This is a genomic window from Vibrio sp. Isolate22 (genome assembly GCF_022398115.1).
GTDB lineage: Bacteria > Pseudomonadota > Gammaproteobacteria > Enterobacterales > Vibrionaceae > Vibrio.
In genome coordinates this window covers 1-18,676 of the sequence record NZ_JAKEUW010000031.1, presented here as the reverse complement: position 1 = coordinate 18,676, position 18,676 = coordinate 1, and the positions used below count along the sequence as shown (strand labels likewise).

Below are 18,676 nucleotides of genomic sequence, written 5' to 3'. Positions count from 1 at the left end.
CATGAGCGATCAGCAAGCTTGCAGTGGGTGTGGTTTCACTCATCAATGTATTTGTCATCGAATACCGAATACTGAAAGCCAAACCCAGTTAGTGCTACTCACTCACGAGAATGAACTAACACGAGACACTAATACCGGAAAGCTACTGCAACAGTCACTCAAGCAGTGTCAGTCTTTTGTTTGGCAGCGCAAGACACCTCCAGCCGAACTACTGGCTTTGCTTGAAGATGAAACTCATCAGCCTTTGCTGTTGTTTCCAAGCAATGAAAGCGTTGAATGCCAGCAAGCGGTATCGGATACAGTGAGTGAACGAACGCCGTTATTCATCATCTTGGATGGTACGTGGCAAGAAGCGAAAAAGATGCTCAACAAAAGTCCTTGGTTACAGACGATTCCTCAAGTGCACCTCGATGTAACCAGTGAATCTTCATATACGTTGCGCCGCAATCAAGACAGTGGACACCTGTGTACCTGTGAGGTTGGTATTGAGCTACTTAAGGCATTAGATGAAGCTCAACCAGCAAAGCAGATAGAGGATTACTATCAGCACTATCTCAAAGTATTCCAAGCTGACAAAAGCGGACACGCTCTCAGATAGAGTAATGCGGAGTGCTTGAGCACTAAAATAAAAAGGGTGAGCCACTAGCTCACCCTTTTCACATCTCGCTTTGATACATTGGACAAAACAGTGTTTCACGTGAAACATCAGATATTTGCTAGGGCGTGTTGATATTTTGAGCTGATTTTTGCAGCGAGTTGCTGGGTATTTATACAAGGCAGAGGCGTCGATGTGTAGCTAGCCTACATGAGAAGCCGATAACGTAGTAGAAATGACCAGCAGACGCTGCCCGAAGGGTTCGAGCTGGTGTTGAGGGAGATTTACTTAGAGTGACTAGGCTACTTCTCCCTCGCCGCGATTAAAACGCTTTTATCTCGAACAAAATTCAACCACGAAAGGTCAACACGCCCTTAGAATCAGAACAGCCGTTTAGGTTCTCCGAAGTAATAACCTTGTAGGTAGTCGACACCCATGTCTTCTGCAATTCGACAGATTTGCTCATTATGAACAAATTCAGCGACCGTCTTCGCATTCAAGATCTGACATAAGCTAACCAACTGCTGAGCTATCTTACGCTGCTTTTTGTCTTGATCGATATTTCGAATCAGACTGCCATCGAGCTTAATAACCTGAGGTTCAAGTTTGAGTATCTCGTCGATGTTCGAATAACCTGAGCCAAAGTCATCAACAATGATGTTCACACCCAGATCGCGAAAGTGATTACACACCTCGATCAAACGACCGTAGTCCTGAATTTGTTCGGTTTCTAGCACCTCTAAACCAATACGCTGAGGGTGGCTAATTTTCTTGATCGCCTGCTCAAGGTGAAGAATGGTTTTCTCGTTATTAAAATCCTGCGGTGCCAAGTTAATCGAGAACGAATCGGTTCGCTGACTCATAAAATCAAAGGTACGCGTAATCATCTGACGACTTAATCGAGTATAGAGATGCGTCCCCTCGATAATCGGCAAGAATTTCCCAGGCGCAATCAACTGGCCCTCTTCTTCAATTCGAACCAAACACTCATAGCTTTCAACCTGATGGTCATGTGCCGACACAATAGGCTGTGCACAGGCCACGATATTTTGGTTGAGTACCGCACGGCTCACACAAGACAACCACCCCAGCTGCTCTTGGCGGTGCTTCTCTAGCTGAATAAGTGTCTTAGCACTCACTAAATGTTTGTTCTGACTGACGGCACTGCGTCTCGCATCAATTGCCTTCAGTAATAAGTCGTCAATCGAAGTGGTTGGAAAATCCCGACGACTCGCAATGCCCGCACAGATAGACACAGAAAGATAATCAATATCTGGCAAGCCCGTTGGTTCAAAGTTGACGTGCTCGGTTTGGTCGGAAAACTCCGAGAAACGCTGATGGATATGTTCTTGGCTAGCCCAGCTATCAAATACCACCGCCCATTCACCAATACCGATGCTATAAAGCTGACAACCCTTATCAAAGAACTGCCACAATGCTTTCTGAAAGTAGTCGCTTAAGTCATGGAGAAGTTTGTCACCGACTCGATACCCATACTTCTCATTGATTTGACCAAATGTCGTCACCTTGAGTGCCAATAAATGACTGTCTATCGTCATCTTCGATAGCTTCTCACGCAAGACGCTTCGGTTTGGTAAACCAGTACGACGATCGATTCGATAGCTTGCGGTTAATGCTGTCGCTTGTTGCTCAATCTTGCTCGCCATGCTGTTATTCATGTCATCGACATCAAGCAATGCATTACGAATAAGTGAAAATAGTGGAGATATATTGCTGAGAGGTTGATTCTCTAGCAGAGGAGCAGCCTTACCCTCGCCTTCCCTTAGCGCAAGATAGGTTAAACTGTGGTGCAAAATTCTTTGTTGCCCATGGTCTTGAAATAACTCCCCCATACAGTACACACCATAGGTGTCGGCGAGTTTTTGGAAAACCTCAACCTCTTGGTTACCATCAATAAAATCGAGTCGTGAGATACAGTTATAAATAAAGAATTGCTCAGGGCGATGAGCTGCGACCTGCTGCACACCTAAACGAACTTGATCCAAGGTTAATGATGGATGGTCGTAACAAAACCTAACCTCATCGCCAACCTCAAATGAACCGCTAAACTCGATTTCACCACTCTCTTTAATCTTGAGTGGCATGTGAATATTTTGCGCTTTTGGATCACCAACCATCATCGGAAAGTTATGCAATTGCTCAAACGGAACCTCGAGCCCATCGGCTAAGTAACGATTATAGAGTTCACGAATCGGCATACCGTCTAATTCTGCTAAGCAGTTATCGTGAGCCGCCGTCACTCGAAAAGTACGACCAATCGGATTCCACTCGGTGTAATAGCCTTTAGTGATTGCCAAATCATCGCTATGCAGCGCTACCATCACGTAGGCATTCTCATAGCACACGCCATCGAGCATGACCCATCGACCGCTGTCTATTGATGTTGAGGCACCACCGCAGATAGGAAATGAATATTCCGATTGCTCAAAAGCAGCAAACAACGCTCGATTGTTTATCTGCAAGCGATCGGCAAAGCAGATAATACTTTGTGTTTTCTCATGGCAATCCAGTTGCTGATACATAGCTTGGCTATCAAGCACTGGTTGTTCGCTGTATTGAACTGCACCACAAGAGTACGAAGTCTTCTCAAAGTGGGTAATGATCAGGTAGAGGCCTTGATGGAGAATGACACCTTGACGGATGTAGTGATTGGCACTGCAACCTATCAATTGAGCCTTAGGGAAGTTTGATTGGATGACTTGGCAGGCAGCCAAAACCGTATCTTTATTGAAAGACGAAAACACCTGAATCAGGAGAGGTTCATGACGATGAAAATCTAGCTTTTCCAATTCACGATGGGTTTGTTCTATGTCTTGTATCAGAAGAGAGGTCGACTGCATATTCACATTAATCGTTGCGTTAATGATCAGTTATTGTGCTTTCTATCGATAAGGCTTGCACGGAATACTTACGATCATCTTATGAATAATGTGACCTCAGTTAGACATCATTCATCCCACCACAAAGCAGTCACTAATGGTGGTAAAACGATTTCGCAAGCAGCTGGTGTAGCTGCTTACTCGCTTTAATAACTAAAACAGGCGCTTAGGCTCTCCGAAGTAATAACCTTGCAGGTAATCGACGCCCATCTGTTCGGCTATCTCACAAACCTGTTGATTATGAACAAACTCAGCGACCGTTTTGGCATTAAACACTTGGCACAAGCGCACCAGCTGAGAAGCAATGTTTCTCTGCTTCTGGTCTTTATCGATATTACGAATCAAGCTGCCATCGAGCTTAATTATCTGCGGTTCAAGCTTAATAATCTCATCGATGTTGGAGTAACCAGAACCAAAGTCATCAACGATGATTCTTGCACCTAACGAACGGAAGTGGTCACACACCTCAATCATGCGGCCATAATCTCGAATCTGCTCTGATTCAAGCACCTCGAGCCCTAATCGAGTAGGATCGTTCATGCCACTAATGGCTGTCTCAAGCACCTCAAGAGTCTTATCACTTAAAAGGTCTTGCGGAGAAAGGTTGATAGAGAACGGGCTCTGTTTATCGGCCATATAACCAATAGTGTTCTTAATCATATGTCGACTAAGACGTGTATAAAGGTGTGTGTCGGCAATCATAGGTAAGAACTTACCTGGTGGCACAATCGTCCCGTCAGCTTCCATGATTCTCACCAAGCACTCTTGGCCGATCATTTCATGCGTCCCCGCCTCCACAATAGGTTGCGAGTAGGTAATGATATTCTGATCTAAGATCGCTCGGCTTACACAGCTCAGCCAACCTAGCTGCTCTTTACGATCTTCTTCACTGACCTGAATGTCTTTCGCATTGGTAATATGGGTGTTGTTACGCACACCATAACGTCGAGCTTCAATCGCTTTTAGCAAGATTTCATCGCCACTATCATTCAAGAAGTCACAGCGGCTGGCAAAACCACCACACAAAGACACAGACAGGTAATCAATATCGGTTAAGCCATAAGGCTCGAAGTTAATGTGTTCGATGTCATCCGCAAACTCGACAAAGCGCTCTTTTATCTTAGTGCTCTCAACACTCGCATTGAAGATGATCGCCCATTCCCCAACACCAATGCTGAACAGCTCAACCTTCACGCTCGGCTCTTTCACAACACGAAGCTGCAAGCGATCGATAAAGTGATTGGAGAGATCAAGCAGCAGCTGATCACCCACCTGATAACCGTACTTTTCGTTCACTTGATGAAAATTAGTAAGCTTTAGGGTTAGCAAGTGCTCACTAAATAGAATCGTGTTGAGGCGCTCTTTCAATACAATACGGTTTGGTAACCCCGTTCGCGAGTCGATACGGTAGCTCTCAGTTAAGCGGCGTGCCTGTTGATGAAGCTTCTTCTCCATCTGTGTATTCATGCTGTCAAGATCAGCCACCGCGTTTCGAACTAAGTTAAGCAGCGGTGAAACCGTTGAGTCACATTTAAAATCTTCACAGCGAAACTCATTCACCTCATCAGACTCTCTCATCGCGATATAAGTCAGGCTGTGGTGAAGGATATCTTGGCGCTCTTCAGTGCGGTAAAGCTCTCCCATGCAGTAAGCACCACATGCATTTACTATCCCTTCAAATGGCTTGAGCTCTAACTTACTGTCAATGAACTCCAATCGAGATACGCAGTTATAGATGATCACAGACTCAGGCTGATGCATGGCAAGCATCTCTGCACCATGACGCACCTTTTCGGCAGTCAGTGATGGGTGGTTATAACAGAACTGAGCCTCTTCACCGATCTGCCAAGGGCTATCAAACTCGATACTGCCATCATCATTAATACGAAGTGGTGTTGAAACCCCTTTCTTCCTGCCAAGTTCGCGATAAAGCGGGAAACTCATCAGTTGGCTGAAAGGAAGATCTTTACCATCGGCAAGGTAATGTTTGAATACCTCAATCGCCGGCTTGTCATTTAATGCATAGAGACGGTTCCCTATCGCGTGAGTCACTCGTAGTTTCATCCCGATAGGGTTCCACTCAGAGTAAGCGTCTGACCACACCTTTAAATTAGGGTTCGTTAATGCAACCGCAACGCAGGCATGTTGGTAAGTTTGCTCGTTGTGCATAACCCAGCGGCCAAACTCATTTTCATGACACAAGCCACCAGCCACTGGTAATGCGTAGGAATGATTTTCGAAAGCACCATAAATTGGGTAATCACGTCCTTCAACCTGATCACACAGGCTGATGACGGTTTTGGTGTCTTCCGATAGCTCAAGTTGAGATACGAGATCTTGGCTATCCTGGTTAGGGTTGCCAGTAAAAGGCTGCACTGCGGAGGTTAATCGGGTTTCATTGAATTCACTAACAATGACTAAGGTGCAAGTACTCTCAAGGCAGTTATCACAAATAACATGACGAGCACTTTGACCAATCAACGTCGCATGGCTCAAACGATTGAGCGCCACATTAGCAAGTTGGCGAGCCACATCAGGTGATTGCGTAGAGAAAAGTTGAACTAGGTATTGTTTGCTATCACACCATTCGCGCTGAGCAAGTTGAGATTCTAATTGCTCCTCTGTGTTTGCGAGAAATGTATATGTTTGCATGCCAACCCTTGTTCGAAATCTAATGGAATAGAGAACCCGCAACCACCGCTATGATTGAAATGAATCGTAATAAGTAATCGCTAATTATCCTAGCCTAAACAGGCCTTTAAACTCGACTAATGTAACAATTCACTATCATAAATGCGACACAATAAGCCTGCAGTAGCCCATTAAATTAGTCGCATAAGATCGCTGAGCTGTTCTATTTCAACATCAGGAAGCACACTCGCCTTCGAAGATAGGTATAAATTGGAACCAGTGTCATTAAACCAGCATGCTTGGAAGCCATTTTTCTTGGCTCCGTAGACATCCGTCCTTAAATGATCCCCCACATGAAGGATATTACTAGCATCAAAACCTAAGTGCTGTTGTGCTTTCTCAAACATGTCTGGGTAGGGTTTGGCCCTCCCGTCTGGTCCCGCTTTAAGAATGAGTTGGAAATATTGCCCAAGGCCAATCTTGTGGGGATCAACATTGCCATTGGTTATCGCAACCAAAGGAATACGCTCGGCAAGTTCCGCCATCACACGATGGGTTTCTTGAGGAACGTCGACTTGGTTGCGTAGCCATAAGGCATGCTCAATACCATCACGAGCAGCCTGCTCCGCTTGCTGCTGAGAGTAGCCCAACTGCAGTAAACCAGTCTTAATTTGAGTTTCACGCCACAAGGTGACGTCATGCTTTAACTCTGGGTTATCCAATGCGACTCGTTGTTTTACAGCTTGCCACTCTTCCAGCGACAAAGAAGCAGACACAGGGTGCTCTTGAAAAAGCCACTGCGCCATCTCTTTCTCAACCTTCATGATCACAGGCCAGTTGTCATATAGAGTGTCATCCAAATCAAAGGTCATGGCTTTGACAGGCTGTAACCCTCGGTAAATTCGCATAGTAAAACCTTTAGTCTTTATTTTTCTTACGGGCTCTTGGGTGAGCCTGATCGTATGCTTGTGCTAGATGCTGGAAATCCAAGTGAGTGTACACTTGGGTGGTCGAGATGTTTTCATGACCCAATAATTCTTGGACCGCACGAAGGTTTTGGCTCGACTCGAGCACATGCGTTGCAAAGGAGTGGCGCAACTTATGCGGGCTAATATGGCTCGCCACAGATTGCTTCTTACCCCACTCTTCCATGCGCTTTTGAACACTTCGGTGAGAGATACGCGTGCCCAACTTAGAGACGAACAAGGCATCCTCTCCCGGAGAAGCCAATTCACCACGGACTCTCAGCCACTTATCAACCCACTCTTTGGCTAAACCAGAAAATGGCGCCTTACGTTCTTTGTCACCTTTACCGATGACTCGGATTTCTCCTTGGCGGCTCAGCACGTCTTTAAGATTGATACCGACTAGCTCAGCAAGACGCAAGCCAGCACCGTACATCACCTCCATCATCGCTCGGTCGCGAATCGACAGCGGATCATCTTCATTCACGTCAAGCAGCTGACCGACTTCATCAACATCAAGGTTTTTTGGCAACGGGCGCTGTTTACGAGGTGCAGAGACCCCTTTTGCAGGGTTTGCGGTTATTTCACCACGCAAGACAAGAAAATCAAAGAAGCTACGCAGTGACGATAAGCGAGTCGCAATGCTGCTTGCCTTCATCCCGTCACGCATGCCTTTACTGGCCAGTTGTCTTACCCAAGCAGCATCAACTTGACGCCAATCCTTTAGCCCAAGTGTGACTAAGTGTTCGGCCATGGTTTCAAGTTGTTGTTTGTAGTTTCGTTGGGTGTGTAGGCTGAGTCCCTTCTCGCTTCTGAGATATTCATAGAAGCGAGAAAGAGGCTTTTGAAGGCTATTAGGAAGAGGTGTTTTGGGCTCTAGGCTCATTATTTATCTGCCAAGGTAAGGTGTCCGCCAAATGAGACACGACAAGTGCTAAGTGGCGTAAAAAGAGCGTGTCCATATGAGGTTGGAAATGTCCACCATCTTCACTAGAAAAGGCGAGCAAGCCCAATGGAGACTGCTTAGCAAGCGGTAGTACTACATAAGAGCCTAGCTCTGGAACCGGAAAATCACCAAACAAATCTTGTCTGTCGGCTTTTCTCAAACGCCCGAGGTAGGCATCTTTGCCGTTAAAGTGATTAAGCGAAAACTTCGAGTAGCCCTCTTCGCTGAGCTGATAGAAACCCGTTTGCGAAAGGATTCTCAAATGAGCCTTCAACCCAAGGTCGAGTGCCTTTTGCTCAACCGCTTTAATTACCTGCATGAAGTCACTGCATTTCAGCACTTGCGCTTGCAGATCCATAAACTCATAGAAGGTTTTATCATTATTCGCCGCCAGAGACATCAATCCAGTGATCTCTTCTTCTAGCTCTTCGATTCTCTGGCGTTGACGTTTAAGCTGAATCTCGACCAGAGAGACGGCACCCTGCTCAACGTTATTAATAGCAAGGCGATCCACTAAATCTTTTCGGTCTTGGAAAAAATCGGGGTTATCACGTAAATATTCCGCGACCACTTCTGCTGTGAGTGCGTCGGCTTCAACGTTAGACAAAACCTATCCTTTATTTTTTTATGTATCTATCTGTTATGTATGGTTATCAGCAAGAAAGCTGTCCATCAAACACATGCGTCGCTGGGCCCGTCATATACAGAGTTTTCCCCGGACCTTGCCAGCTAATGTGTAAGTCACCGCCGGGTAGGCTAACCTTCACATTCTCAGCCAGTAAGCCTTGAGTAATACCAACCGCAACAGCACCACAGGCACCGCTACCACAAGCCTGAGTTTCACCTGCACCACGTTCATAAACACGTAAACGCACTTCTTCACGGTTAACCACTTGCATAAAGCCAGCATTAACACGCTCAGGGAAACGCTCATGTGATTCAAGCAGTGGACCTAAGGTATCTACATCTGCCGTATCGACATCATCAACCACGGTCACCACATGTGGGTTACCCATACTGACCGCGCCACAGAATAAAGTGTGTGCATCGGTTCTTAGGATGTAGGTCTTTTCAGGTTGCTTCGCTTTAAATGGGATCTTGCTTGGTTCGAACTCAGGAATGCCCATGTTCACGGTGATCAGGTCATTCTCTTCAATCTTGAGAACCATTTTGCCTTTCTTGGTACTGACGTTGATGCTGTACTTATTCGTTAGGCCTTTCATGCGAACGAATCGTGCAAAACAACGAGCACCATTACCACACTGCTCCACTTCACTGCCATCCGCATTAAATATGCGGTAATGGAAATCAGTTTCTGGATCATAGGGAGCCTCAACCACAAGTAGCTGATCAAAGCCCACGCCAGTGTGACGATCCGCCAAACGACGGATCAAATCTGGAGAAAAGAAAATATTTTGAGTAATGCAGTCCACGACCATGAAATCATTGCCCAAACCATGCATTTTAGAAAAGTGGAAGTGCATAACGCTTTAAATTACTCCGGAAGAATGTTTTCAAGTTCCCACAAGCTCGTAAGCTCTTCGCGCTGACGAACTAGATGAGTTTTGTTGCCATCGACCATCACTTCAGCCGCACGCGAACGAGTGTTGTAGTTAGAGGACATTACGAAGCCATAAGCACCGGCAGAACGAACCGCAAGCAAATCGCCTTCTTCAAGCACCAAATCGCGGTCTTTACCTAGGAAGTCACCTGTTTCACAGATAGGGCCAACCAAATCGTACGTTACCGCTTCGCCTTGGCGAGGGTTCACTGGGACAATATCTTGCCACGCTTGGTAAAGCGCTGGACGCATCAGGTCGTTCATTGCCGCATCGATAATGGCAAAGTTCTTGTGCTCTGTTGGCTTAAGGAACTCAACTTTCGTCAATAATACACCAGCGTTAGCAGCAATCGCTCTTCCAGGCTCAAAAATCAACTCTAGATCAGAATGATTATCTAGGCGAGCCAATAGCGCTTTCGCGTAATCTGAAGGCTGTGGTGGTAATTCATCACGATAAACCACACCTAAGCCACCACCAACATCAAGGTGTTTGATGTTGATACCGTTAGCACGCAGTTGGTCGATAAGAGCAAGCAGACGATCAGTTGCATCGATGAAAGGTTCGATATCCGTTAGCTGAGAACCGATGTGGCAATCAATACCATGGATAGACAAGTTATCGAGTGTTTGTGCAAACGCATAAACAGCAGGAGCACGGTCGAAGGCAATACCAAACTTGTTATCACGCAGACCTGTAGAAATGTAAGGGTGAGTGTTTGCATCAACATCTGGGTTGATACGCAGTGAAATCGGCGCTTTAACACCAAGCTCACCAGCCACTTTATTCAGTCGCTCTAGTTCTGGTTCAGATTCTACGTTGAAACACTTAATGTTCAACTCAAGCGCACGCTTCATTTCAGCGGCTGTTTTGCCGACACCAGAGAACACAACTTTCGCCGGATCGCCACCTGCAGCAACCACGCGCTCTAGCTCACCGCCAGAAACAATGTCAAAGCCTGAGCCCAAACGAGCCAAAGTGTTCAATACACCAAGGTTCGAGTTAGCTTTAACGGCATAACACACCAAGTGCGGATGCTCACCAACCGATGAGTCAAACGCATTCCAGTGGCGTTCTAATGTTGCACGAGAATATACATACAGCGGTGTACCATATTGCTCTGCTAGTTGTGAAAGTGCGACGTCCTCAGCCCAAAGCTGGCCATCTTCCTGATAGTTGAAGTAATCCAAAGTTCTTATCCCTTATAAATAACGATTTCTGCGTGTTTCACTTATTGTGATTGTTCAGTCTGCTGAACTTCATCAGGATCGTATAACGGACCCGTTTGACCACAACCAGAAAGTCCAATAACGGACACCATAAACAGAGCGGTAATTAATTTTTTCATTTTGCATATCGTGATTATTAACTCAATGCCCCCTATAATCGCACCACACTCAGGAAAAGCAATAGGATAGAAAGGATGAACGAGACTGAATTTCATCAGCTGGTCGATATACAGATGCAAAACATCGAAGAAGCTATCGATGAATCAGAGGCAGATATTGATTACGAAGTGACTGGTAACGTGATGACGCTGGAGTTTGAGAACCGCAGCCAAATCATCATCAACCGCCAAGAACCAATGAAAGAAATCTGGTTGGCGTCTAAATCTGGTGGCTTCCACTTTAAATTAATCGATGACAAGTGGACATGTTCTAAGACGGGCATGGAGCTGTTTGAGATGGTGAAAGAAGAGTGCGTGAAGCACGCAGGTGAAGAGATCGATTGGGTCTAATCATTTGTAAGCAAAACTAAAAAGGAGTGAATCAATCACTCCTTTTTTAATATCAATCAGTCTTAATAAGCCTAGATGTTCACTATCTTTGAACTCCGAGAAGCTAACGTCGCATCGTTACGGTAAGGCACAACATAAGAGTTGCCCTCTTCAGGATGAACGATCTGGTAGTACTGAGGTAAGTTAAAGTTAATCAACTTAGACGACATCTTCGACTCATCTTTTACCGATGTGTAGAAAGAGTTCACACTCGCGATCATCTCATCTTTTTCGCCGCTGTACTGATGATACACCTCAACCTGATTCGACTCGTCCAATACATAAATATTGAAACCTTTGTCGGTATCTTCAAAGAAGAACTGAATTAAGCCCTCACTCGCAAAACCATCCACCACTTCTGGCAGTTGATACTCTTGCTCTTTGTCGAGCATTAATAAAGGCGAACCCTTCAACTTGTTGGTTGAGATGCTGCGGTAGAAATCGACCGAGTTTTCCAGCATCTGAACGGACACACCACGACGCTCAAAGAACAGACCAAACATCTTATTAGCTAAACGAATAGCCTTAAAGCGACGACGTTTCTCTGGTTCAATCGGTTTTAAACGTAAGTCGATACACTCAGCAAGCAGCTGGTACACCATGTTACGCATTACACCGCGCAGGTTTTTGCTGTAACAGAACACATCAACCGACTCTGGCGGCAACGCGTCTTGGTGCATTTTGCCAAGTACCGTCTTAAGCGCATCCAGCATTGCCGTATCACCTTGGAAATGCAGCGTACGTACTTCATGCCAAGAGTTACGATAAACCAGATCGACACTGCCGACTAAGCTCTTACCTTCTTCACCAAAACTGAAGATATCTGCATTCTTCAGATCAACCTTCAAGGCACGACCACTCAATTCAGAAGTCGGGTCGTTTTCGAAGTTAATGAACATCGCCAGTTGGCTGATCTCACACGGGCTCGCCAGTGCCTGCATACTTGGGCGGCGCTTACGCAGAGAGAAAGTATTACGTAGATCGCTCACCATTTGATAGAACTTATCGATATCAATGTGAGCATCACGAACCACAGAGTGCAAACGTGTCGATTCAGTAATCAAACCATTAAAGAATGACCATGCAACCAGCTTACTCAAGTACTCATGGTGCTCAAGTGAAGGTTGACCAAGAATACGGTGCGCAATCAATGGTTGTTTGTACAAGTACCAACCCGCTTTATTGGATTGCCCTTGGCGAACCTCAATAAAGCTCAAATCAGGTTCATGCAGATCCGGAGAAATTTGCGGGTTCAGTAGCGTTACTTTACCCGGAAGAACCTCAAACGCAGCATAAAGCTTGCGAGCCAAGATACTGATATCTTGTGGGCTGATTGCCGAAGTAATGTCGTTACGACGTGCAAATTGAATCAAGTTACGATAGCTCAGCATCAAGGCATCAAGCAGCGCATGGTGCACCACTTTAACCTGCTCAACCTTCCAGTTACGTCGGTTATCGAGCTCAGCAATGGTTTCCTGTCCCCAATTCCAAGACTTAGTCATCTCGGTTAGGGCTTCACGACGCCATGCAACAGAACCGATACCTGCTTCACGCGACAACTTCTCGTGGGTCTTAAGGTAGAAACAGCGTCTCACCAAGTCCAAACGTGTGTGGTCGTTAATGCGTTCTAGGTAGCGCGTTACCTTCTCTAGCATCAGATAGTAGCTATCCATGCCATACAGATCGGGTTCATCCGCAAAGAAGCGGCGCTTGGTATCGATACTCAATAGTTGGGTATTTGGGTATTCCCATGAATAAGCTTCTAGCAAGATCGCCTTTAACACCGATTTATACGGTGAGTCGATACTCTTGTAGAGCTGCCACAGGTTAGAACCGAAGTACTCTTCCGCGGGAATGCGATTCAGCTTGCCGAAATCGATCCACTCCGAGCAATCAAGATAACCATCCTGACATAAGCCTTGAACGTATTGGTCATAACACTCTTCCATTTCTGGCGGAATGATTTGCCACAACAAACGTTGGCCAGCTAAACGAACAGCCGAACGATAGAACTCATCAAGCAACAACAAGTGCTGTGAAGAACCACAGTTATCACCGGTCATCTCTTCAGAATGGTTCGAGCGGAAACGCTGTTCATCCATCAAGAAAAAGTTAGCTTCAACACCTAAGGTTTCAGCCCAGTCGGTAATCAGCAGGCACTTGTTCGTCAAGCTATCGCGTGCTGGACCATCCATATCAGGAGAAACACATACCCAGATATCCAGATCACTTGAGGTGCTTTGACCGATAGAAGAGGTACTACCCATGGTGTACAGACCAAGGATTGCAGGTTCAGCAGCCTCGGTAAGTTTTCCGCCAAGCGTTAATTCGGTATCAGACACAAATTGCTTTTGGAATTCATTAAGCGTGAAGCTACGAATTCCAAAAGGAACTTGTTGGTCATAATAACCAGGCATCATTGGGTGATTGAAATGAAGAAGTGCGGGGATTAGGTTAAAAACTCGCTGACCTTGGACATTCATCAACGCCAACGCACGATCAATGCGCTGCTGATTTAGATTGTCTAATCGTTGAATCAAAGTCTGAGTGTAAGCCTGCAAGGTAAGTCCTTGGTTTGAGATTAAATGCACTTCTGTTTAGTTACTGAACGAAAGCAGCAACAAAACGTGATCAATTTAACATTTTTACCCCTAATGGTAAAGCAAAGGAACCCGTCATACTGGCCAATTCCTTAATGACAGAAAGTTAAACTCACGGCGCCGTAGTGTCCTCTTTATTGACTATTTCTAATAATAGCCCATGTTTCAAATGAGATACCAATCACACTATTTTGGTGAACTCATGAAAATCTCTAAGCTATCAAAGCATGGAATGATCAAACAGTAAGAATTTTCGCCTCACAATGGTAGGATTAGGCTATTACAGAACCTATATCGGAAACACCATGACAAATTCAGCACCAATCCGTATCGCAACCAGAAAAAGCCCTCTTGCCCTTTGGCAGGCATACTTTGTAAGGGATGCACTGCAAGCTGCTCACCCTGGTTTAGAGGTTGAGTTGGTAACTATGGTGACCAAAGGTGACATCATCCTAGATACCCCACTGGCTAAAGTGGGTGGTAAAGGTCTGTTCGTAAAAGAACTTGAAGTGGCAATGCTAGAAGGTCGTGCTGACCTGGCGGTTCACTCAATGAAAGATGTGCCTGTCGACTTCCCTGAAGGTCTAGGTCTAGTGACGATTTGTGAGCGTGAAGATCCTCGTGACGCATTCGTATCAAACACATACAACAACATTGATGAACTGCCACAAGGTGCTGTCGTAGGTACATGTAGCCTGCGTCGTCAATGTCAGTTACTGGAATACCGCCCTGATTTGATCATCAAAGAACTGCGCGGCAACGTGGGCACTCGTCTAGGAAAACTCGATGACGGTCAATATGATGCAATCGTCCTAGCGGCAGCTGGTCTTAAGCGTCTAAAACTAGAAGAGCGTATCCGTAGCTTTATCGAACCAGAGCAATCTCTACCAGCAGTAGGCCAAGGCGCTGTAGGTATCGAGTGTCGCCTTGACAATGAACGCCTGATTAAGCTTCTTGAGCCTCTAAACGATAAAGATACTGCTGACCGTGTTCTGTGCGAACGTGCAATGAACCTAACACTAGAAGGCGGTTGTCAGGTGCCTATCGGTAGTTACTCTCTACTAGACGGCGATAACATCTGGCTACGTGCATTGGTTGGTGAGCCAGACGGTTCTAAAATGATTCGTGGTGAGATCTCTGGTCCTCGTGAAGAAGCAGAAGCGCTGGGTGTGACTCTGGCAAATCAACTGCTAGACGATGGCGCAAGAGAAATCCTAACCAAGCTATACGCAGACCAAGAATAATCATGACAGTGTTGGTAACTCGTCCCGGTGTAGAGGGACAATCGCTTTGCCAACAACTAGCGGATGAAGGGATTCAAGCAATCCATCATCCGCTTATCCGTATCATTGATAATCCAGATTCGGCGAACTTAAGCGTCCAACTTAACAACAGCGATATCATCATCGCTGTCAGTCATCATGCCGTTACCGCGGCTCAAAATATCCTTTCTAAAACTTCGTGCGTTTGGCCTACTTCGCCGCTTTATCTTGGCGTTGGTCAAAAAACTGCGCACGTTTTAAGCAAAGTCTGTAAACAAAAAGTAAACTATCCTCAAGTTAGTGATAGTGAACATCTTCTTCAACTTGCTGAACTTAGTGACGTAAAAAATAAATCCATTTTGATACTACGTGGGAATGGTGGGCGAGAGCTCATTCGGGATTCTTTGCTCAACCTAGGTGCACAAGTCTCTTATTGTGAGACCTACCGTAGAGAATATATTCCTATAAACGATCACAATACCTATCAAACATGGATAAACAAAAGAACGTCCAAAGTAGTCGTCACAAGTCAGGAACAATTGGAGTATCTGTGCTCCATCACCCCTGATGAGTATTCTGCTTGGCTTTCAACGAGACATTTGTTTGTTCCAAGCAAGCGCATAGCACAACGAGCACAACAGCTCGGTTTCTCTAACGTTACGAATACTCAAAGTGCTGCGAACCAAATATTACTGGCTGCTCTCCAGCCCTAGCTAGAAACAGGAAATAAGCATGACAAGCAAAAAAAATAATGAGCATATTGAACCTGAACAGAACCAAGATACTCAGCCAGTAGCGACCAAAGACGAAACCGCTGAATCAAAAGAAACAGAACCAAAACTTGAGGCTCCTGCATCGAATAAGACCCACAATGAACAACTTCAAGCCGATCATAAAGAACAAATTGAAAAAGCAGAGAAACAAGGCAAGCGCGGTGTGAAATTTGGCGCTATCGCTATCGCAATTTCTATTATTTTCAGCGGCGGTATTGCCTTCCAAATGCAGCAAAAAAGTGCTGAATATTCAGATCAAATCGCAGCACTTCAAGCCCAGCTACAAAATACCCAATCTGCAGTAAATAAAGACCTGCAAGCCATCAAGCAAGAGACTATCCAAGAAGCATCACATGCGGTAGAGAAAACTCAGGTTGTACAATCTCAACAACAAAAGAGCATTCAAAGCCTACAGTTAGCGGTAGCTGATGTGAAAGGTCGTCGTCCAAATGACTGGCTGCTTGCGGAAGCTGATTACCTAGTAAAACTAGCTGGTCGTAAACTGTTCCTTGAGCATGATGCTGTTAGCGCAACCAAACTAATGGAAAGTGCCGATCAGCGTATCGCTGCACTTAACGATCCAAGCCTAGTATCACTACGTCAGTCAATGACCAATGACATCACTAAGCTTCGTACTATCCCTCTGATCGACCGCGATGGTTTAGTCCTACGTATCACGAGCCTTCAACAACAAGTCGATAAGCTACCTTTGGCGAATGCGATTCTTCCAGAGGCTGAAGTCGTAGAGAAAAAAGCCGTATCTCAAGACATCAATGATTGGCAAAGTAACCTGATGACGTCGATGAAAGACTTCTCTGAAAACTTCATCACTTTCCGTAGCCGAGATGGCGAGGTTATCCCTCTACTATCACCAGAACAGCACTTTTACCTACGTGAAAACATCAAAGGTAAGCTAGAAACCGCAATTCGTGCGGTCTACAAAGAGCAAGGTGAAGTTTATAGCGCTGCTCTAAAGACAGCTAACGAGTGGTCTAAGTCGTACCTAAACCAAGATGACAATTCAGTTGTCGAGTTTGAGAAGGCTATCAAACAGCTAAGCGAACAAAACATCACTGTTAAATACCCAGTAAAACTTGAGTCTCAGAACCAGTTGTCTGATGTGATTCGTGAACGTCTACGCCGTGAGGTGACGGTAATGACCTCGGAGGAGAAATAATGATTCGTTTAATCTTTCTTTTCCTCATTCTGGGTGCAGGTCTATTTGTCGGCACTCAATTTTCAGGTCAACAAGGTTATGTGCTGATCTCTATTGCCAATAAGACCATTGAGATGAGTGTAACCACATTGGCGATCTTTGTGATTGCACTTTTAGCGGCACTATTCGGCCTAGAATACCTATTTAAAAAGTTGATTTACGCAAGTTCAACAACTTGGAATTGGTTCAGTGTTCGTAAACTAAAGCGCTCTCGCCGCTACACCAATGAGGGAATCATCAAGCTTCTTGAAGGTGATTGGAAAGGTGCAGAGAAGAAAGTGACACGTTGGGCTAACCACCACGACATGCCTCTGCTTTGTTACCTAGTGGCTTCTCAAGCAGCGCATGAGCAAGGTAACACTGCTGAACGCGATAAATACATCGAACTGGCTAGCCAACAAGATGATTCGCTGCTGGCAGTAGAGCTAACAAAAGCGAAACAGCAAATCAGTGAATCAAACTATGAAGCTGCTTTCGATACGCTTTCTAGCTTAAAAGGTTCCCACCCAAACAACACTGCGGTCCTAGGCTTACTAAAAGCGACCTACATGCAGCTTAAGTTGTGGCAACCATTGCTGGAACTAACGCCTAAGCTCGCTAAGAACAAGCTTCTAACGGCAGAAGAACAGAGTGAATTAGAGCAGAAAGCACAATGTGGTTTACTTCACGATGTGGCACAACAGCAAGGCAGCGAAGGCTTAATCAGTCACTGGAACAAGCTTTCAAGAAAGCAAAAGCAAAGCTTACACCTTGTCTCTTGTTTCGTAAAACAACTGATCGCCCGTAAAGCCGATGCAGAAGCTTTCACAGTTATCAAAGAGAACATTGCTAAAACAGGTTCAAACGAGCTCTACATGCTACTTCCAGAGCTGAATCTTGCTGATCACCACCCAGTGGTTGTTATGCTAGAGCGAGCTATCAGCAAAGATAGCAATAATGCAGAAGCACACAGTGCATTAGCTCAGTTCTACTTAAGAGAACAGAAGTGGGCAGAAGCACAAAACCACTTCGAGAAAGCTCTAGCACTTCGCTCAAATGTCTCAGATTACGGATACCTATCAGATGCATTAGAGAAGCAGAACCTAACCAAAGCAGCCCATGAGGTCTCTCGTAAGGCACTCGCTTTAGTTCAACCAGCTTAAATATCTCTGTATAAACAAAAAGCCGATGCCCATGATGTGACCCCGTAAAGTTGGACATTTCTGTTAAGCGGCTTTCAAGGCCTGAGTTCGATATTCTATCGGAGTCAGGCCTTTTAGTTTCACTTTTATACGTTTGGTATTGTAGTACTCGATGTATTCTTTAATTTGCTCTATCAGAGCATCTGCATCTTCAAAGCTTTGGTTGTGATACATCTCTGTTTTGAGTAAAGCAAAAAAGTTTTCAGCAACCGCATTATCCAAGCAGTTACCTTTTCTCGACCGCATTATCCAAGCAGTTACCTTTTCTCGA

Annotated in this window: 16 protein-coding genes; 6 read left to right on the top strand and 10 right to left on the bottom strand. The window is 45.3% G+C overall.

The genetic code is table 11. The annotated features are described in order from the left end of the window. Position 1 precedes the first annotated feature (1 nt). The gene (locus tag L1D55_RS16920; RefSeq protein ID WP_239918203.1) at positions 2-598 is read left to right on the top strand and encodes a DTW domain-containing protein; all 597 of its coding nucleotides are present in this window, start codon (positions 2-4) and stop codon (positions 596-598) included. Between the two features lie 377 nt (positions 599-975). On the opposite strand, the gene L1D55_RS16915 is transcribed toward L1D55_RS16920, so the two are convergent. The 8 genes from L1D55_RS16915 to L1D55_RS16880 form a co-directional block, all read right to left on the bottom strand. Further along, the gene (locus L1D55_RS16915; RefSeq protein WP_239918202.1) at positions 976-3,456 is read right to left on the bottom strand and encodes an EAL domain-containing protein; all 2,481 of its coding nucleotides are present in this window, start codon (positions 3,454-3,456) and stop codon (positions 976-978) included. A gap of 192 nt (positions 3,457-3,648) precedes the next feature. Then, positions 3,649-6,147, bottom strand: coding sequence for an EAL domain-containing protein (locus L1D55_RS16910; RefSeq protein ID WP_239918201.1), 2,499 nt, complete (start codon positions 6,145-6,147; stop codon positions 3,649-3,651). A gap of 170 nt (positions 6,148-6,317) precedes the next feature. Further along, positions 6,318-7,034: a 5-amino-6-(5-phospho-D-ribitylamino)uracil phosphatase YigB gene (yigB, locus tag L1D55_RS16905; protein ID WP_239918200.1), complete on the bottom strand. Its 717-nt coding sequence runs from the start codon at positions 7,032-7,034 to the stop codon at positions 6,318-6,320. A gap of 10 nt (positions 7,035-7,044) precedes the next feature. After that, positions 7,045-7,977: a tyrosine recombinase XerC gene (xerC, locus tag L1D55_RS16900; RefSeq protein WP_061034253.1), complete on the bottom strand. Its 933-nt coding sequence runs from the start codon at positions 7,975-7,977 to the stop codon at positions 7,045-7,047. Further along, positions 7,946-8,644: a DUF484 family protein gene (locus L1D55_RS16895; RefSeq protein ID WP_061034254.1), complete on the bottom strand. Its 699-nt coding sequence runs from the start codon at positions 8,642-8,644 to the stop codon at positions 7,946-7,948. The genes xerC and L1D55_RS16895 overlap by 32 nt, the downstream gene beginning before the upstream one ends. Positions 8,645-8,690: 46 nt before the next feature. Next, positions 8,691-9,521, bottom strand: coding sequence for a diaminopimelate epimerase (gene dapF, locus L1D55_RS16890; RefSeq protein WP_239918199.1), 831 nt, complete (start codon positions 9,519-9,521; stop codon positions 8,691-8,693). 11 nt (positions 9,522-9,532) lie between these two features. Next, complete coding sequence (lysA, locus tag L1D55_RS16885; RefSeq protein WP_239918198.1) at positions 9,533-10,786, bottom strand: diaminopimelate decarboxylase; 1,254 nt, start codon at positions 10,784-10,786, stop codon at positions 9,533-9,535. A 41-nt stretch (positions 10,787-10,827) separates the two neighbouring features. Then, positions 10,828-11,040, bottom strand: coding sequence for a lipoprotein (locus L1D55_RS16880; RefSeq protein ID WP_017104751.1), 213 nt, complete (start codon positions 11,038-11,040; stop codon positions 10,828-10,830). Here L1D55_RS16880 and cyaY point away from each other — a divergent pair. Further along, complete coding sequence (cyaY, locus tag L1D55_RS16875; RefSeq protein ID WP_017633314.1) at positions 11,020-11,334, top strand: iron donor protein CyaY; 315 nt, start codon at positions 11,020-11,022, stop codon at positions 11,332-11,334. The genes L1D55_RS16880 and cyaY overlap by 21 nt on opposite strands. A gap of 71 nt (positions 11,335-11,405) precedes the next feature. Here cyaY and L1D55_RS16870 read toward each other — a convergent pair whose 3' ends face one another. After that, on the bottom strand, positions 11,406-13,934 hold the full coding sequence (locus L1D55_RS16870) for a class I adenylate cyclase (RefSeq protein WP_239918197.1): 2,529 nt from the start codon (positions 13,932-13,934) through the stop codon (positions 11,406-11,408). 344 nt (positions 13,935-14,278) lie between these two features. Here L1D55_RS16870 and hemC point away from each other — a divergent pair, with 344 nt between their 5' ends. From hemC to L1D55_RS16850, 4 genes are read left to right on the top strand one after another with little or no spacing between them, the layout of a single operon-like run. Continuing rightward, entirely contained in the window at positions 14,279-15,217 is a 939-nt protein-coding gene (hemC, locus tag L1D55_RS16865) for a hydroxymethylbilane synthase (protein WP_239918196.1), read from the top strand. Positions 15,218-15,219: 2 nt separating this feature from the next. Next, positions 15,220-15,948, top strand: a complete 729-nt coding sequence (locus tag L1D55_RS16860; protein ID WP_239918195.1) for a uroporphyrinogen-III synthase — start codon at positions 15,220-15,222, stop codon at positions 15,946-15,948. A 19-nt stretch (positions 15,949-15,967) separates the two neighbouring features. Continuing rightward, positions 15,968-17,185, top strand: coding sequence for a uroporphyrinogen-III C-methyltransferase (locus L1D55_RS16855; RefSeq protein WP_239918194.1), 1,218 nt, complete (start codon positions 15,968-15,970; stop codon positions 17,183-17,185). Beyond that, the gene (locus L1D55_RS16850) at positions 17,185-18,366 is read left to right on the top strand and encodes a heme biosynthesis HemY N-terminal domain-containing protein (protein ID WP_239918193.1); all 1,182 of its coding nucleotides are present in this window, start codon (positions 17,185-17,187) and stop codon (positions 18,364-18,366) included. Before L1D55_RS16855 ends, L1D55_RS16850 begins: the two co-directional genes overlap by 1 nt. A gap of 63 nt (positions 18,367-18,429) precedes the next feature. On the opposite strand, the gene L1D55_RS16845 is transcribed toward L1D55_RS16850, so the two are convergent. After that, a partial coding sequence (locus tag L1D55_RS16845) for an IS3 family transposase (RefSeq protein WP_239918192.1) occupies positions 18,430-18,676 on the bottom strand: 247 nt, incomplete at its 5' end.

What these genes read in the sequence shown, in the direction of transcription:
- L1D55_RS16920 (WP_239918203.1), top strand. Translation starts at nt 2, where the DNA reads ATGAGCGATCAGCAAGCTTGCAGTGGGTGTGGTTTCACTCATCAATGT.
- L1D55_RS16915 (WP_239918202.1), bottom strand. Translation starts at nt 3,456, where the DNA reads ATGCAGTCGACCTCTCTTCTGATACAAGACATAGAACAAACCCATCGT.
- L1D55_RS16910 (WP_239918201.1), bottom strand. Translation starts at nt 6,147, where the DNA reads ATGCAAACATATACATTTCTCGCAAACACAGAGGAGCAATTAGAATCT.
- yigB (WP_239918200.1), bottom strand. Translation starts at nt 7,034, where the DNA reads ATGCGAATTTACCGAGGGTTACAGCCTGTCAAAGCCATGACCTTTGAT.
- xerC (WP_061034253.1), bottom strand. Translation starts at nt 7,977, where the DNA reads ATGAGCCTAGAGCCCAAAACACCTCTTCCTAATAGCCTTCAAAAGCCT.
- dapF (WP_239918199.1), bottom strand. Translation starts at nt 9,521, where the DNA reads ATGCACTTCCACTTTTCTAAAATGCATGGTTTGGGCAATGATTTCATG.
- cyaY (WP_017633314.1), top strand. Translation starts at nt 11,020, where the DNA reads ATGAACGAGACTGAATTTCATCAGCTGGTCGATATACAGATGCAAAAC.
- L1D55_RS16880 (WP_017104751.1), bottom strand. Translation starts at nt 11,040, where the DNA reads ATGAAATTCAGTCTCGTTCATCCTTTCTATCCTATTGCTTTTCCTGAG.
- hemC (WP_239918196.1), top strand. Translation starts at nt 14,279, where the DNA reads ATGACAAATTCAGCACCAATCCGTATCGCAACCAGAAAAAGCCCTCTT.
- L1D55_RS16860 (WP_239918195.1), top strand. Translation starts at nt 15,220, where the DNA reads ATGACAGTGTTGGTAACTCGTCCCGGTGTAGAGGGACAATCGCTTTGC.
- L1D55_RS16855 (WP_239918194.1), top strand. Translation starts at nt 15,968, where the DNA reads ATGACAAGCAAAAAAAATAATGAGCATATTGAACCTGAACAGAACCAA.
- L1D55_RS16850 (WP_239918193.1), top strand. Translation starts at nt 17,185, where the DNA reads ATGATTCGTTTAATCTTTCTTTTCCTCATTCTGGGTGCAGGTCTATTT.